The 16,105-nt window shown below is 71.3% G+C and carries 13 protein-coding genes; 5 read left to right on the top strand and 8 right to left on the bottom strand.

The window, feature by feature from the left end:
• Positions 1-14: 14 nt before the first annotated feature.
• The 5 genes from ACWC21_RS03810 to ACWC21_RS03790 form a co-directional block, all read right to left on the bottom strand.
• Positions 15-767 (bottom strand): amino acid ABC transporter ATP-binding protein, encoded by a 753-nt coding sequence (locus tag ACWC21_RS03810; RefSeq protein ID WP_450877805.1) that lies wholly within the window; start codon positions 765-767, stop codon positions 15-17.
• Positions 764-1,666 (bottom strand): amino acid ABC transporter permease, encoded by a 903-nt coding sequence (locus ACWC21_RS03805; RefSeq protein ID WP_450877803.1) that lies wholly within the window; start codon positions 1,664-1,666, stop codon positions 764-766. The genes ACWC21_RS03810 and ACWC21_RS03805 overlap by 4 nt, the downstream gene beginning before the upstream one ends.
• On the bottom strand, positions 1,663-2,547 hold the full coding sequence (locus ACWC21_RS03800) for an ABC transporter substrate-binding protein (protein ID WP_450877801.1): 885 nt from the start codon (positions 2,545-2,547) through the stop codon (positions 1,663-1,665). The genes ACWC21_RS03805 and ACWC21_RS03800 overlap by 4 nt, the downstream gene beginning before the upstream one ends.
• 347 nt (positions 2,548-2,894) lie before the next feature.
• Complete coding sequence (locus tag ACWC21_RS03795) at positions 2,895-3,551, bottom strand: MBL fold metallo-hydrolase (protein ID WP_450877799.1); 657 nt, start codon at positions 3,549-3,551, stop codon at positions 2,895-2,897.
• Positions 3,552-3,596: 45 nt separating this feature from the next.
• Positions 3,597-4,286 (bottom strand): maleylpyruvate isomerase family mycothiol-dependent enzyme, encoded by a 690-nt coding sequence (locus tag ACWC21_RS03790; protein ID WP_450877797.1) that lies wholly within the window; start codon positions 4,284-4,286, stop codon positions 3,597-3,599.
• Between the two features lie 224 nt (positions 4,287-4,510).
• Here ACWC21_RS03790 and uvrA point away from each other — a divergent pair, with 224 nt between their 5' ends.
• Positions 4,511-7,510 (top strand): excinuclease ABC subunit UvrA, encoded by a 3,000-nt coding sequence (uvrA, locus tag ACWC21_RS03785; RefSeq protein WP_450877795.1) that lies wholly within the window; start codon positions 4,511-4,513, stop codon positions 7,508-7,510.
• A gap of 63 nt (positions 7,511-7,573) precedes the next feature.
• Here the strand turns inward: uvrA and ACWC21_RS03780 are convergent, their stop codons facing one another.
• From ACWC21_RS03780 to ACWC21_RS03770, 3 genes are all read right to left on the bottom strand, one after another.
• Positions 7,574-8,485: a carbohydrate kinase family protein gene (locus ACWC21_RS03780; protein WP_450877793.1), complete on the bottom strand. Its 912-nt coding sequence runs from the start codon at positions 8,483-8,485 to the stop codon at positions 7,574-7,576.
• Complete coding sequence (locus ACWC21_RS03775) at positions 8,482-9,513, bottom strand: LacI family DNA-binding transcriptional regulator (protein ID WP_450877791.1); 1,032 nt, start codon at positions 9,511-9,513, stop codon at positions 8,482-8,484. Before ACWC21_RS03775 ends, ACWC21_RS03780 begins: the two co-directional genes overlap by 4 nt.
• A gap of 134 nt (positions 9,514-9,647) precedes the next feature.
• Positions 9,648-10,598 (bottom strand): hypothetical protein, encoded by a 951-nt coding sequence (locus ACWC21_RS03770; RefSeq protein WP_450877789.1) that lies wholly within the window; start codon positions 10,596-10,598, stop codon positions 9,648-9,650.
• 313 nt (positions 10,599-10,911) lie between these two features.
• On the opposite strand from ACWC21_RS03770, the gene uvrC reads away from it, so the two are divergent.
• The 4 genes from uvrC to whiA are packed head-to-tail and all read left to right on the top strand — an operon-like array spanning position 10,912 to position 16,023.
• Positions 10,912-12,981, top strand: a complete 2,070-nt coding sequence (uvrC, locus tag ACWC21_RS03765; RefSeq protein ID WP_450877787.1) for an excinuclease ABC subunit UvrC — start codon at positions 10,912-10,914, stop codon at positions 12,979-12,981.
• Positions 12,978-13,979 carry an RNase adapter RapZ gene (rapZ, locus tag ACWC21_RS03760; RefSeq protein WP_450877785.1) on the top strand — a complete coding sequence of 334 codons (1,002 nt, stop codon included), beginning with the start codon at positions 12,978-12,980 and terminating at the stop codon, positions 13,977-13,979. The genes uvrC and rapZ overlap by 4 nt, the downstream gene beginning before the upstream one ends.
• On the top strand, positions 13,976-15,043 hold the full coding sequence (locus ACWC21_RS03755) for a gluconeogenesis factor YvcK family protein (RefSeq protein ID WP_450877783.1): 1,068 nt from the start codon (positions 13,976-13,978) through the stop codon (positions 15,041-15,043). Before rapZ ends, ACWC21_RS03755 begins: the two co-directional genes overlap by 4 nt.
• Complete coding sequence (whiA, locus tag ACWC21_RS03750) at positions 15,034-16,023, top strand: DNA-binding protein WhiA (RefSeq protein ID WP_030642347.1); 990 nt, start codon at positions 15,034-15,036, stop codon at positions 16,021-16,023. The genes ACWC21_RS03755 and whiA overlap by 10 nt, the downstream gene beginning before the upstream one ends.
• Positions 16,024-16,105: the final 82 nt, after the last annotated feature.

The following is a 16,105-nucleotide window of genomic DNA, read 5'->3' as shown; positions in this document are numbered from 1 at the left end:
AGAGTCTCGGCCCGTCAGAGCCGGCCCGCCTCCACGATCCGCCGCAGGAAGCGCCGGGTGCGTTCCTGCTGCGGGTCACCGAAGACCTGCTCGGCGGTGCCGCGCTCCAGCACGACCCCTCCGTCCAGGAAGCAGACCTGGTCGGCGACGTCACGGGCGAAGCCCATCTCATGCGTGGCCAGCACCATGGTCATGCCGTCCTCCTTGAGGTCGCGGACGACGGTGAGCACCTCGCCCACGAGCTCCGGGTCGAGGGCGGCGGTGATCTCGTCGAGCAGCAGCAGCCGGGGACGCACCGCCAGCGCCCGCACGATCGCCACCCGCTGCTGCTGGCCGCCGCTCAGCCGGTCCGGGTAGGCGTCCGCCCTGCCGCCCAGTCCGAGCCGTTCCAGCAGTTCCCCGGCCCGCTCCTCGGCCTCCGCGCGGGACATGCCGTGCACCCGGCGCGGGGCGAGGACGATGTTCTCCAGCACGGTCATGTGCGGGAAGAGGTTGTACGCCTGGAAGACCACGCCGATACGGCGCCGTACCGCGTCCTGGTCGGCCCGCGGGTCGGTGATCTCCTCGCCGTCCAGCCAGATCGCGCCGTCGTCGATCTCCTCCAGCAGGTTGGCGCACCGCAGCAGCGTGGACTTGCCGGAACCGGAGGCGCCGATCAGCGCGGTCACCGTGTGCGGGGCGACCTCGAGATCGACGTCGCGCAGCACGACCGCGCCGCCGAAGGTCTTGCGGACGGACTCCATCCGCAGCACCGGAACGTCGCTCATACGGCTCCCCCCTGGGCCCGCTGCCGGTCCATCCTGGCCGTCACCCAGTCCGTGAAGCGGGTCATCGGGACGGTCAGCGCCACGAAGACCAGCCCGGCGACGATGTAGGGCGTGTAGTTGAGGCTGCGTTGGGCGATGATGTCGGCCGCCCGCACGGCGTCGATCGCGCCGCCGATCGAGACGAGCCCGGTGTCCTTCTGCAGGGACACCAGGTCGTTCAGCAGAGGCGGCACCTGACGGCGTACGGCCTGGGGGAGCACCACGTACCGCAGCGCCTGCCGGTTGGTCAGGCCCAGCGAGCGGGCCGCTGCGCGCTGCGAGGGGTGCACGGACTCGATGCCCGCGCGGAACACCTCGGCGACGTACGCCGAGTACGTCAGCGTCAGCGCCGTACCGCCCAGCAGCACGGGGTCGACGGTCACGCCCTGGAGGCGCAGCGCGGGCACTCCGAAGACCACGATCATCAGGTTGATGATCAGCGGCAGGCCGCGGAAGAAGTCCGTGTACGCCGCCGCCAGCACCCGCAAGGGGAAGAACACGGGCCCCGGCAGGGTGCGTGCGACGGCGATCAGCATGCCCAGGACGATCACCAGCACGCCGCAGATCAGCAGCAGCCGGACGTTGAGCCACAGACCGTCGAGGACCTTGGGGAAGGCCTCGCGCGCGTAATGCCCGTCGAAGAAGGTTTCCCTGGTGCGCTGCCAGCCCGGCGCGCTGACCACGACCGCGTACAGGACGACGGCCGTGACCAGGGTCGACAGCGCTGCGATCGCGGTCGCCCGGCGGGCACGGGTGCGCTTGTGGTGCTCCCGTTCCAGCCGTCGCCGCGACGGGACGTACGGATCCGGCATGTCGTCGTTGCCGGAGTCCTCCCCGGCCTCGTCCTTCGTGACGGTCACTTGAGCACCGGAGCGTCGACGGCGTCGGACAGCCACTGCTTCTCCAGCTTCGCCAGGGTGTCGTCGCCGCGCAGGGCGTCCACGGCCGACGTCACGCAGGGGGTGAGGTCGCTGCCCTTGTCCAGGACGAGCCCGAACTGCTCGGGCGTGCCGCCCCGGTTCTCGAACTGGCCGACGATCCTGGCGTTCGTCACCTGGGCCGAGGTGACGTAGAAGGCGGTCGGCAGGTCGGTGACGATCGCGTCCACCTGGCCGTTCCTGAGTGCCGAGACGGCCTGGTCGTTCTTGGAGTACGCGGCTGCCTCCTGGGACGGCTTCACCACGTCGCCGATGTAGTCGAGGCTGGTCGTGCCCACCTGGGCGCCCAGTTTGAGGCCCCTGAGGCCGGCGATGCCCGTCGCTTTCGCGGCCTTGCTGTCCTTCAGTGCGACGACGGCCTGGCGGACGTCGTAGTAGCCGGACGAGAAGTCCACGGCCTTCTTGCGCTCGGCGCTGATCGACACCTGGTTGATGTCGAAGTCGAAGGTCTTCACACCGGGCGCGAACGCCTTGTTGAAGGGGACGCTCTGCCAGACGACGGCGTTCTTGCCGTACCCGAGACGCTGAGCCACGGCGTAGGCCACCGCCGATTCGAAGCCCTTGCCACTGGCTGGTTTGCCGTCCTTGAACCAGGGCTCGTACGCCGGCTCGTCGGTGGCGATCGTCAGCTTGCCGGACGTCTTCGTGGCCAACCTGCCCTTGGCGCAGCTCTTCGCGGCCGAAGCGGACGGGCCGCCGGCCGCTTTCTCCTCGGGCTGCGGGGCACAGCCGACGGCGGTGGCGAGCAGGGCCGTGGTGGTGGCGACGACGGCGCGGCGCAGTGCGCCAGGAGCGAGATGCATGGCGGGAGACTGGCAGCAGGGCATCCCGTTTGTCGAGGTCACGGCAGGAATTGTTCGCATGGTGGGAACGGGTGTTGCGGTCTTGTGAACAGTTCCTGTGAGGCTTGCCCGGGCCGCCGGTCGAGGGCGGGGATAAGGGTGGACCGGCGGCCCGATCCGCGCGGGCGCCGTATTCCCGCGCGTGGCTGCTTACAGTTGAGCGCGCAACCACGTGACCGGGGAGCGCGCACACGCCGTCAGCACGTGTGCGCGATTCACACGGGGCGCGCACGGGGCTTGCGCGGGCTGTTCGGCCGCACGCGCGCGGGCGCGCGCATGCGGCATGCGCGCCCGGGCGGACGGGGCTATCACCACCCGCGCGCGTGCCACTGCGGCAGTTGCGGCCGCTCGGCGCCGAGCGTGGTGTCGTTGCCGTGGCCCGGGTAGACCCAGGTCTCGTCCGGCAGCACGTCGAAGATCTTGGTCTCCACGTCGTGGAGCAGGCTGGCGAACGCCTTCGGGTCCTTCCAGGTGTTCCCCACACCGCCCGGGAAGAGGCAGTCGCCGGTGAAGACGTGCGGGTGGCCGTGCGGGTCGTCGTACACCAGGGCGATGGAGCCGGGCGTGTGCCCGACCAGATGGCGCGCGGTGAGTGCCACACGCCCCACCCGGACGGTGTCGCCGTCGTCCACGAGGACATCGGTCGGTACCGGGATACCGGGAGCGTCCTCGCGGCCCGCGTACGTACGGGCTCCCGTGGCCGCTACGACCTCGGCCAGTGCCTGCCAGTGGTCACCGTGCTGATGGGTGGTGACGACTGACGCGATGCCGTCGTCACCGATCATGCCGAGCAGCGTGTGCGCCTCGTTGGCGGCGTCGATCAGCAACTGCTCGTCCGTGGCCCGGCAGCGCAGCAGGTAGGCGTTGTTGTTCATCGGCCCGACCGCGATCTTGGTGATCATCAGGTCCTTGAGCTCGTGCACGTCGGCCGGTCCGCCGACCGTCACCTCACCGCTGTACGTCATGGTGATCAGCCTATAGCGGGGGAGCGGCCCTGAGGCCGCTCGGCGCTACAGCGACGGCAGCCGAGGCAGTGTGCCGCCCGTCACCACGAGGTCCGAGCCGTCGCGGCGCCCGGCGAGCCAGCCGAGCAGGCCGGCGGCCGAACCCTCGACGCCGACCGGACCGCCCCCGGCGCCGCCCCCGGTGGTCCACGTCCGGCCGTCATGGGTGCGCAGACCGGTCGAGGGGACGTCCTTGTGCCCGCCGAAGCGCTCGGCGAGAAAATCGATCTCCCGCTCGACGAAGTCCTCCGGGAGGTCCTCCAGTTCGTAGCCGATCCCGAGATCGACATGGTGGAGCTCCACCTCGGTCCAGCGCCGGAAGGGCACCCGGGACGCGGAGTCGGTGACCCCGCCCCGCAGCTCCACCGTGCGCGACCAGTCCGCAGGGGCGTCCCCCGTCTGCCGGAAGCGGGCGGCGCTCGCGCGCAGGTCGGCGAGCTGGGCGTCCAGGGAGCGCGGGGCGCCCCGCTCGATGTCGGCGTCCCGGGCGCCGGCCGACGCGTACATGGGCCGGCCCTGGAGGACGTTGACGAGCGCGTCCGCGTTGCGGGCGAGGTGGGCGAGGACGTGGCCGCGCGTCCAGCCCGGCAGCCGTGACGGCTCCGTCACAGCGGCGTTGTCCAATGCGGCCGCCGCGCTGAGGAGCCGTTCGGTCGCTTTCTGTACAGACGCCAGGTCACGCACGTGATCAGTCATGGGGCCGACCCTAGCCCCGCCACTCCTTCGGGTGAAGGTGGCGGACCGAGCACCTAAATCGAATGCACGTGCTATATGGTCGGACGCGGCATCGGGCATGCTGGATGGCCGGGGATTGTTGTTCCGGCCGGGAACCCGACCGGCGTTGTCAGTGGCTCCCCCTAGGCTGAAGAAGCACGGGGGCCCCGCCCCTGTCACTTCTCTCAAGAAAGGTGCGGACCGGCGTGGCCGACCGTCTCATCGTCCGTGGCGCGCGCGAGCACAACCTCAAGAACGTGTCGCTCGACCTGCCTCGGGACTCGCTCATCGTCTTCACGGGCCTGTCCGGGTCAGGCAAGTCATCCCTGGCCTTCGACACCATCTTCGCCGAGGGCCAGCGGCGCTACGTGGAGTCGCTCTCCTCGTACGCCCGCCAGTTCCTCGGCCAGATGGACAAGCCGGACGTCGACTTCATCGAGGGCCTCTCCCCGGCCGTCTCCATCGACCAGAAGTCGACCTCGCGCAACCCGCGCTCGACGGTCGGCACCATCACCGAGGTCTACGACTACCTGCGGCTGCTGTTCGCGCGCATCGGCAAGCCGCACTGTCCCGAGTGCGGCCGGCCGATCTCGCGCCAGTCGCCGCAGGCCATCGTCGACAGGGTCCTGGAGCTGCCGGAGGGGAGCCGCTTCCAGGTGCTCTCGCCGCTGGTGCGCGAGCGCAAGGGCGAGTTCGTCGACCTCTTCGCCGACCTGCAGACCAAGGGCTACAGCCGGGCGCGTGTGGACGGGCAGACCATCCAGCTCTCCGACCCGCCCGCGCTGAAGAAGCAGGAGAAGCACACCATCGAGGTGGTCATCGACCGCCTCACGGTGAAGGACACCGCCAAGCGCCGCCTCACCGACTCCGTGGAGACCGCGCTCGGCCTCTCGGGCGGCATGGTCGTGCTCGACTTCGTCGACCTCCCCGAGGACGACCCCGAGCGCGAGCGCATGTACTCGGAGCACCTGTACTGCCCGTACGACGACCTGTCCTTCGAGGAGCTCGAGCCCCGCTCCTTCTCCTTCAACTCGCCCTTCGGCGCCTGCCCCGAGTGCACCGGCATCGGCACGCGCATGGAGGTCGACCCGGAGCTGATCGTCCCCGACGAGGACAAGTCCCTCGACGAGGGCGCCATCCACCCCTGGTCGCACGGGCACACCAAGGACTATTTCGGCCGTCTGGTCGGCGCCCTCGCGGACGCGCTGGGATTCAGGACGGACATCCCCTTCGCGGGTCTGCCGCAGCGCGCCAAGAAGGCCCTGCTGTACGGCCACAAGACGCAGATCGAGGTCCGCTACCGCAACCGGTACGGGCGCGAGCGCGTGTACACCACTCCCTTCGAGGGCGCCGTTCCCTTCGTCAAGCGCCGCCACGGCGAGGCCGAGAGCGACGCCGGCCGCGAGCGCTTCGAGGGCTACATGCGCGAGGTGCCCTGCCCCACCTGTGAGGGCACGCGCCTGAAGCCGATAGTCCTGGCGGTCACGATCATGGACAAGTCGATCGCCGAGGTCTCCGCGATGTCCATCAGCGACTGCGCGGACTTCCTGGGCGAGCTGAAGCTGACCGCCCGCGACAAGAAGATCGCCGAGCGCGTGCTGAAGGAGGTCAACGAGCGGCTGCGGTTCCTGGTCGACGTCGGTCTGGACTACCTCTCCCTGAACCGCGCGGCCGGCACCCTCTCCGGCGGCGAGGCCCAGCGCATCCGCCTGGCCACCCAGATCGGCTCCGGCCTGGTCGGCGTGCTCTACGTCCTCGACGAGCCGTCCATCGGCCTGCACCAGCGCGACAACCACCGGCTGATCGAGACCCTGGTCCGGCTCCGGGACATGGGCAACACGCTCATCGTCGTCGAGCACGACGAGGACACCATCAAGGTCGCCGACTGGGTGGTCGACATCGGCCCCGGCGCGGGCGAGCACGGCGGCAAGGTCGTGCACAGCGGCTCCCTGAAGGAACTGCTCGACAACGCCGAGTCGCAGACCGGCCAGTACCTGTCCGGCAAGAAGTCCATCCCCGTGCCGGGCATCCGCCGCCCCCGCGACCCCTCGCGGCAGCTCACGGTGCACGGCGCCCGGGAGAACAACCTCCAGGACATCGACGTCTCCTTCCCGCTCGGCGTGTTCACGGCCGTCACGGGCGTGTCCGGCTCCGGCAAGTCGACGCTGGTCAACGACATCCTCTACACGCACCTGGCCCGCGAGCTGAACGGCGCGCGCAACGTGCCCGGGCGGCACACGCGCGTGGACGGCGACGACCTCGTGGACAAGGTGGTGCACGTCGACCAGTCACCCATCGGCCGCACCCCGCGGTCGAACCCGGCGACGTACACCGGTGTCTTCGACCACGTCCGCAAGCTGTTCGCGGAGACGACCGAGGCGAAGGTCCGCGGTTACCTGCCCGGTCGCTTCTCCTTCAACGTCAAGGGCGGCCGCTGCGAGAACTGCGCCGGCGACGGCACGATCAAGATCGAGATGAACTTCCTCCCGGACGTCTACGTCCCGTGCGAGGTCTGCCACGGCGCCCGGTACAACCGGGAGACCCTGGAGGTCCACTACAAGGGCAAGTCCATCGCCGAGGTCCTGAACATGCCCATCGAAGAGGCCATGCACTTCTTCGAGGCCGTCCCGGCGATCAACCGCCACTTGAAGACGCTGAACGACGTCGGTCTCGGTTACGTCCGTCTCGGCCAGTCCGCGACCACCCTGTCCGGGGGTGAGGCACAGCGCGTGAAGCTCGCCAGCGAGCTGCAGAAGCGCTCCACCGGCCGCACGGTCTACGTGCTCGACGAGCCGACCACCGGTCTGCACTTCGAGGACATCAGCAAGCTGCTCAAGGTCCTCTCCGGCCTGGTCGACAAGGGCAACACGGTCATCGTCATCGAGCACAACCTCGACGTGATCAAGACCGCCGACTGGATCGTCGACATGGGCCCCGAGGGCGGCGCGGGCGGCGGCCTGGTCGTCGCGGAGGGCACCCCCGAGCAGGTGGCCGGGGTCCCGGCCAGCCACACCGGCAAGTTCCTGCGCGAGATCCTGCAGCCGGAGACGATCAGCGACGCCACCCCGTCGACGAAGGCGCCGGCGCGGAAGACGGCCTCGTCACGCTCCGCCCGGGCCGCCGACAACGCGGTGACCGGCAAGGCCACGGGGACCGCGAAGAAGGCGGCACCCGCGAAGAGGACGACGCGGGCCCGCAAGGCCTGACACGGATCAACGGCGTCCTGCGGCACTGTCCGCGGGGCGCCGTTCCCGTGCCGCCCCGATCCCTCAGACGCCGCCCACCTCGTCGGCGAACGGTGGCTCGGCCCCGGCCCGGGAGCAGGTGATCGCCGCTGCGCGCGCCGCGAACCGCAGCAGTCGCGTCCAGCTCTCCGCGCCCATGGCGGCGAGGGCAGAGGGGGAGAGGGCGTCCTGCCGGGACAGCCCGTGCAGCAGGGCCGCGTTCACCGTGTCACCGGCACCGATGGTGTCCACGACGTCGACCTTCACACCGGGCACGGAATGCTCCGCGCCGTCCCGGGTGAAGACGGTGAGGCCGTTCCCGCCGCGGGTGATCACGACGGCGGAGGGGCCCGCGGCGAGCCATTCGTCCGGGGTGCCGCCCAGCCACCGGGCGTCCTCCTCGGAGAGCTTCAGCAGGGTCACCGACGGCAGCCAGCTCTTGAAACGCGTCCGGTAGGCGTCGGCGTCGGAGATCAGGCCCGGCCGGATGTTCGGATCGAGGGCGGTGAACAGCCCCTGTGCGGCCGAGGTCCGCATGAGCTCCTCGTAGGCGCTCGCCCCCGGCTCCAGGACGAGTGAGCAGGTGCCGAAGGACACCGCGCGGGTTCCGGCCGGGAGAACGGAGGGGACCGTGAACAGGCGGTCGGCGGTGCCCTGGACGTAGAAGGAGTAGGCGGCGGAACCGTCGCCGTCGAGGGTGGCGACCGCGAGGGTGGTGGGCTCCGTGCCGCGCTGCACGGCCGAGACGTCCACGCCCGCCCGTCGCAGCCCGTCCAGCAGGGCCTCGCCGAAGGCGTCGTACGAGGTGCGGGAGCAGAAGGCGGTGGCGGAGCCGAGGCGGCCCAGCGCCAGGGCCGTGTTGTAGGGGCCGCCACCGAGCGCCGGCTGCAGCGCCGCCAGGGCACCCTGGCCCTGTGGTACGAGGTCGATCAGTGCCTCACCGGCGACGACGATCACGAATCGGTTCCTTTCTCGGGACACCCGCACGACGTGCGATGAACGAAGGAGCAGGGCAGCCGGACGGTCCGGGCAGGCCCGTCCGGCGCGGCCAGGCGGTCGAGGAGGACCCGGACCGCCCGGGCACCGATGTCCCTGCTGGGCTGGGCGATCGCGGTGAGCCGCGGGGAGAGCAGATCGGCCCAGGCGAAGTCGTCGAAGCAGCACAGGGCGATGTCGCCGGGTACGGACAGACCCCGGTCGCGCAGGGCACGCAGGGCGCCGATGGTCATCGCGTTGTTGGCGGTGACCAAGGCCGTCGGGGCGGGGGTGAGCGCCAGCAGCGCCGCCGTGGCCCGCTCCGCTCCGGCCGACTCGGAGTTCCCGGAGACCACGAGCCGGGGGTCGTGGGCGAGCCCGGCCGCGTCAAGACCGTGCCGGTAGCCGGTGATCCGCTCGCCGGTGGTGCTGAGCCCGGGCAGGCCGGCCACCAGCGCGATCCGGCGGTGGCCGAGGCCCGCCAGGTGGGTCACGAGCCGGGTCATCGGCTCGGTGTTCTCCGCGCAGACCTGGTCGAAGCGCGGCGCGGTGCCCGTGCGGTCGTCGACCACCCGGTCCAGGAACACCGTCGGAACGGCGTGCCGGCCGAGGTAGGCGACGAGATCGCGGGGATCCGCGGACGGCGCGACGATCATGCCGTCCACCCGGCGCTCGTGCAGCAGCTGGACGACCTTGCGTTCGTGCACGGGATCGTCGTGCGGATCGGCGATGAGGAGGCTGTAGCCCTCCTGCAGGGCCGCGGCCTCGACGCCCTGCAGGATCTCCGTGAAGTACGGGTTGGTGATCGCCGACACCGCGAGCCCGATGGAGCGGGTGCGGGAGGTCACCAGGGAGCGGGCCAGGGTGTTGGGCGTGTATCCGAGCTCGTCGATGGCGTCCAGGACCGCTTGGCGGGTGTGCGGCAGCACCGGGCGCGTGCCGTTGAGGACGTGGGAGACGGTCGCCACCGACACGCCGGCGCTGCGCGCGACGTCGGCCATGGTGGGCATCGGATCGGGCTCCCTCCTGGGCCCCGGCGGGTCCTGCCAAGCCGGAAGGTACCCCATGAGAGGGCTTGACGTAAACGCTTGCGCAAGCGTTTACGCGGGCGGGTCGGTCCCGGACCCACGTTCCCGTGTGCGCGTCAGTCCCAGTCCCAGCAGATGCCCACGATGCCCGGCCGGGTCCGCGACTCGACGATGTGCACCGAGCGGTGCAGTCCGCTGAGCGGCAGCTCCTGCCGGCCGCTGCGCGGGGCCGCCGCGGAGGGCTGCGTGAACCGGTGGCAGCGCACCGGCAGCGCCCCCGTGTCGAAACGCACCTGGAGGGCGTACTGCCCGCCGGGGAAACCGAAGCCACGCGCGTACTCGCGGGAGACCCCGGCCGTGCCGTCCTCGACGCCGTACCGGAAGAGGAAGGTGTCGCCGGACCGCAGCCGGGTGTCGAAGAGCAGCTCCGCCACGAGCACCCCGGTGTCCTGGTCCCAGCGGATCCGGCCGGTGCGGCAGTTCTCCACGGCGTGGACGTGCATGCGCTGCGGCACACAGCCAGGGTCACCGTGATGGACGGCCACGAACCGGTCCACGCCGTCCCGGTGGGCACGCACGATGTGGTGGGACTCCCGGCCGGCCAGTTCACGGCGCGCCCCGATCCGTATCCGCTCATGGTGTCCGAGGGTGTTCAGGCCGCCGTCGAGCGACCAGCCCAGGTCCGCCTGGAGCCGGTCCAGGACGCCGGAGGCCTCGACCAGTGAGCGGTACGACCGGGCGGCGGCCGGACGTGAGGTGGCCGGGCGTTCGCCGGACTCGGCGAGCAGCCGGATCAGCGACTCGTCCGGCAGCTGAAGGATCTCCTCCAGCGCCCGCACGGCCCGCAGCGACTCCGGACGCTGCGGGCGCCGGGCTCCCTGCTGCCAGTAACTCAGGCTGGTCACCCCCACCTTGACCCCGTGCCGGGAGAGATGGTGCTGCACGCGCTGGAGCGGCAGTCCGCGGGCGGCGATCGCGGCCCGCAGGGCGACATGGAAGGGACCGCCCCGAAGGGCCGTGTCCAGTTCCGCGGCGGCGACATCCGCGTGCTGTGTGGCGTGCGGCATGCACAGGGGCCTTTCTGTGAAGGTTCACTACGGCTGGTCAGACCGTGCGCGTGAGTCTCGCCCCCAAGGGGTTCGGCCCGGGGGCCACCCCGTCGGCGCCGGGGCGTCGCACATCCGTACGCTTCAGCCACGTGCCGTCGTTCACGGCCCCCGAGTTCCTCCGCATTGAAGCGTGTTGACCTTGCTCCGACAACACCTTCCGTTCGGCCGCCGTACGCACTTGGCCGAGCAGCGCCCCCGGGCGGGCCGGCAGGCGCGCGGCGTCGCCCACGGGCCCGCCGCGGTGTCGGTCCCCGCCAGTAGGGTGTGAGACATGGCCGACCCCTCCAGCTACCGCCCCAGGCCGGGAGACATCCCGGACTCTCCCGGGGTCTACAGGTTCCGGGACGAGCACCGCCGGGTGATCTACGTCGGAAAGGCGAAGAGCCTGCGCCAGCGTCTGGCGAACTACTTCCAGGACCTGGCGAACCTCCACCCCCGCACCCGGACGATGGTCACCACGGCCGCGTCCGTGGAATGGACCGTGGTGTCCACGGAGGTCGAGGCGCTGCAGCTGGAGTACTCGTGGATCAAGGAGTACGACCCCCGGTTCAACGTCAAGTACCGCGACGACAAGAGCTACCCGTACCTCGCGGTGACGATGAACGAGGAGTTCCCCCGGGTCCAGGTGATGCGGGGTCACAAGAAGAAGGGTGTCAGGTACTTCGGCCCGTACGCGCACGCGTGGGCCATCCGCGACACCGTCGACCTGCTGCTCCGCGTCTTCCCGGTACGCACCTGCTCGGCCGGCGTCTTCAAGAACGCCGCCCGCACCGGCCGCCCCTGTCTGCTCGGCTACATCGGCAAGTGCTCGGCCCCCTGCGTCGGCCGGATCCCGGCCGAGGACCACTGGGAACTGGCGGACGAGTTCTGCGACTTCATGGCCGGGCGCACGGGCACGTACCTGCGCCGTCTGGAGAAGCAGATGACGGCGGCGGCCGACGAGATGGAGTACGAGCGGGCCGCCCGCCTGCGCGACGACATCGAGGCCCTGAAGAAGGCCATGGAGAAGAACGCGGTCGTGCTCGCCGACGCGACCGACGCCGACCTCATCGCGGTCGCCGAGGACGAGCTGGAGGCGGCCGTCCAGATCTTCCACGTGCGCGGCGGCCGGGTCCGGGGCCAGCGCGGCTGGGTGACCGACAAGGTCGAGGAGGTCACCACCGGCGCCCTCGTCGAGCACGCCCTGCAGCAGCTGTACGGCGAGGAGAGCGGTGACGCAGTCCCCAAGGAGGTGCTCGTCCCCGCCCTGCCCGAGCCGGTCGAACCGGTCCAGGAGTGGCTGACCGGCCGCCGCGGCGCGGGTGTCTCCCTGCGGATACCGCAGCGCGGCGACAAGAAGGCGCTCATGGAGACCGTGCAGCGCAACGCCCAGCAGGCACTCGTCCTGCACAAGACCAGGCGGGCCTCCGACCTCACCACCCGCTCGCGCGCCCTGGAGGAGATCGCCGAGGCCCTCGACCTGGACAGCGCCCCGCTCCGGATCGAGTGCTACGACATCTCCCACCTGCAGGGCGACGACGTGGTCGCCTCCATGGTCGTCTTCGAGGACGGCCTGCAGCGCAAGGGCGAGTACCGGCGCTTCCAGATCAAGGGATTCGCCGGTCAGGACGACGTCCGCTCCATGCACGAGGTGATCACCCGCCGGTTCCGGCGCTATCTCGCCGAGAAGGAGAAGACCGGCGAGTGGGTGGACGACGGCTCCGAGGACGGCGAGCTCGGCAACGAGCCCAGGGACGGGCTCAAGGACGACGACGGCCGGCCCAAGAAGTTCGCCTACCCGCCGCAGCTCGTCGTCGTCGACGGCGGAAAGCCGCAGGTCGCGGCCGCCCAGCGGGCCCTGGACGAGCTCGGCATCGACGACATCGCGGTCTGCGGCCTCGCCAAGCGCCTGGAGGAGGTGTGGGTGCCGGGCGAGGACGACCCGGTGGTCCTGCCCCGCACCAGCGAGGGCCTCTACCTGCTCCAGCGCGTCCGCGACGAGGCGCACCGGTTCGCGATCACCTACCAGCGGACCAAGCGCGCCAAACGCTTCCGCGCCGGCCCCCTCGACGAGGTGCCCGGCCTCGGTGACACCCGCAAACAGGCCCTGATCAAGCACTTCGGCTCGGTGAAGAAGCTGCGGTCCGCCACGCTGGACCAGATCCAGGAGGTCCCCGGGATAGGCCGCAAGACGGCCGAGACGATCGCCGCGGCCCTCGCCCTGGCGGCCCCGGCCGCCCCCGCCGTCAACACGGCGACAGGAGAGATCATTGAAGACGGGGAACCCGGTACGACGGGGGATCCCTCGGGGGAGCCCCTGACAGAGGGCACCCCGGACGAACGACGGGGGCAGGAGACATGACGGAGCACGAAACACACCCCACAGCGGACCGAGATCCGGCACACGACGAAGAGCGCGCGGATGAGCCGCAGCAGGCGATCCAGGACAACGGAGCAAAGGTGAGTACGGGCAGCGAGACAGCCGGGGCCCCCGACGGGGCCATCCCCGAGCTGGTGATCATCTCCGGCATGTCCGGAGCCGGCCGCTCGACGGCCGCCAAGTGTCTGGAGGACCTCGGCTGGTTCGTCGTCGACAACCTGCCGCCCGCGCTGATCCCCACCATGGTGGAGCTCGGCGCCCGCTCGCAGGGCAACGTGGCGCGGATCGCGGTCGTCGTCGACGTACGCGGGCGGCGCTTCTTCGACAACCTGCGGGAGTCGCTCGCCGACCTCGACGCCCGCGGCGTCACCCGGCGGATCGTCTTCCTGGAGTCCTCCGACGAGGCCCTGGTACGCCGCTTCGAGTCGGTGCGCCGCCCGCACCCGCTCCAGGGCGACGGCCGGATCGTCGACGGCATCGCCGCCGAGCGGGAGCTGCTGCGCGAGCTGCGCGGCGACGCCGACCTGGTGATCGACACCTCCAGCCTCAACGTGCACGAGCTGCGCGCCAAGATGGACGCCCAGTTCGCCGGCGAGGAGGAGCCCGAGCTGCGGGCCACCGTGATGTCCTTCGGCTTCAAGTACGGCCTCCCGGTCGACGCCGACCTGGTCGCGGACATGCGGTTCCTGCCCAACCCGCACTGGGTCCCGGAGCTGCGCCCGTTCACCGGCGTCAACGAGGAGGTGTCCGCGTACGTCTTCAACCAGCCCGGCGCCAAGGAGTTCCTCGACCGGTACGCCGAACTGCTGCGGCTCATCGCGGCCGGTTACCGCCGCGAGGGCAAGCGGTATGTGACCATCGCCATCGGCTGCACCGGCGGCAAGCACCGCTCGGTCGCGGTGTCGGAGAAGCTCGCCGCGCGGCTCGCGGCCGAGGGCGTGGAGACGGTGGTCGTACACCGGGACATGGGACGGGAATGAGGGAACGTACACCGCGGCTGCGCGGGCTGCGCCGGGTGGTACCGGAGGCCCGCGCCGGCCGGCCGGCCGAGGCCCGTGGCGCCAGGCCGCGCCGTCGCGGCGCCCAGCCCAAGGTCGTCGCCCTGGGCGGCGGCATGGGCCTGTCCGCCTCGCTGGCCGCGCTGCGCCGGATCACCGGCGACCTCACCGCCGTCGTCACCGTGGCCGACGACGGCGGTTCCAGCGGGCGCCTGCGCGACGAGCTGGGCGTGCTGCCGCCCGGCGACCTGCGCAAGGCGCTGGCCGCCCTGTGCGGTGACGACGACTGGGGCCAGACCTGGGCCCGGGTCATCCAGCACCGCTTCCAGTCCCAGGGCGACCTGCACGAGCACGCGGTCGGCAACCTGTTGATCGTGGCCCTGTGGGAGCAGCTCGGCGACCACGTCCAGGCCCTGGACCTGGTCGGCAAACTGCTCGGCGCGCACGGGCGCGTACTGCCCATGTCCGCCGTGCCGCTGGAGCTCCAGGCGCTGGTCAAGGGGCACGACCCGCAGCGCCCGGACGACGTCGACACGGTGCGCGGGCAGGCCACCGTCGCCCTCACCCCGGGTGAGGTGCAGTCCGTGCACCTGGTGCCGAACGACCCGCCCGCCGTCCCGGAGGCCGTGGCCGCCGTTCTGGACGCGGACTGGGTGGTGCTCGGCCCCGGCTCCTGGTTCTCCTCGGTCATCCCCCACCTGCTCGTCCCCGAGCTCCTGGACGCCCTCACGGAGACGAAGGCACGCCGGGTGCTGTCCCTGAACCTCGCTCCGCAGCCGGGAGAAACCGAGGGCTTCTCTCCGCAGCGTCATTTGGAGGTTTTGGGGCGACACGCCCCTAAACTCGCCCTGGACGTGGTGCTGGCCGACGAGGCCGCCGTGCCCGACCGCGAATCCCTCACCGAGGCCGCCAAGCGGCTGGGAGCCGCGGTCGAGCTGGCGCCCGTGGCCCGGACCGACGGGACCCCGAGGCACGACCCGGAGCTGTTGGCCGCCGCGTACGACCGTATTTTTCGGATGCATGGAAGGATCGGCCCATGGCGATGACGGCAGCGGTGAAGGACGAGATCTCCCGGCTCCCCGTCACCCGGACCTGCTGCAGGAAGGCGGAGGTCTCCGCCATCCTGCGGTTCGCCGGCGGCCTCCACCTGGTCAGCGGACGCATCGTGATCGAGGCGGAGCTGGACACCGCGATGGCGGCCCGGCGCCTCAAGCGGGACATCCTGGAGATCTTCGGCCACAGTTCCGAGCTGATCGTGATGGCCCCCGGCGGGCTGCGCCGCGGTTCCCGGTACGTGGTGCGGGTGGTCGCCGGGGGTGACCAGCTCGCCCGGCAGACCGGTCTGGTGGACGGCCGGGGCCGCCCGATCCGGGGCCTGCCCCCGCAGGTGGTCTCGGGTGCGACCTGCGACGCCGAGGCGGCCTGGCGCGGTGCCTTCCTGGCGCACGGCTCACTGACCGAGCCCGGACGCTCCTCCTCCCTGGAGGTCACCTGCCCGGGGCCCGAGGCCGCGCTGGCGCTGGTCGGCGCCGCCCGCCGGCTGTCGATCGCCGCCAAGGCCCGCGAGGTGCGGGGGGTGGACCGGGTCGTCGTCCGCGACGGCGACGCGATCGGTGCCCTGCTCACCCGGCTCGGCGCGCACGAGTCCGTGCTGGCCTGGGAGGAGCGCCGGATGCGCCGCGAGGTGCGCGCCACGGCGAACCGGCTGGCCAACTTCGACGACGCCAACCTGCGCCGCTCGGCCCGGGCCGCCGTCGCCGCCGGTGCCCGCGTCCAGCGCGCCCTGGAGATCCTCGGCGACGAGGTCCCCGAGCACCTCGCGGCCGCCGGGCGGCTGCGGATGGAGCACAAGCAGGCCTCCCTGGAGGAGCTGGGCGCTCTCGCCGACCCGCCGCTGACCAAGGACGCCGTCGCCGGCCGTATCCGCCGCCTGCTGGCGATGGCCGACAAGCGCGCCTCCGACCTGGGCATCCCGGGGACGGAGGCCAACCTCAGCGAGGAGCTGGCCGACAACCTGGCGGGATGACGTCCCGTCAGTTCGCCGGTGCCTGAGCCCAGTCGGGTGAAGGCACCGGCGTTTTGCTGTCCATGGGGCGCCCTTGACTCGA

It is taken from the genome of Streptomyces sp. NPDC001348 (assembly GCF_053597535.1).
This window is presented reverse-complemented; position numbering and strand designations above follow the sequence as displayed.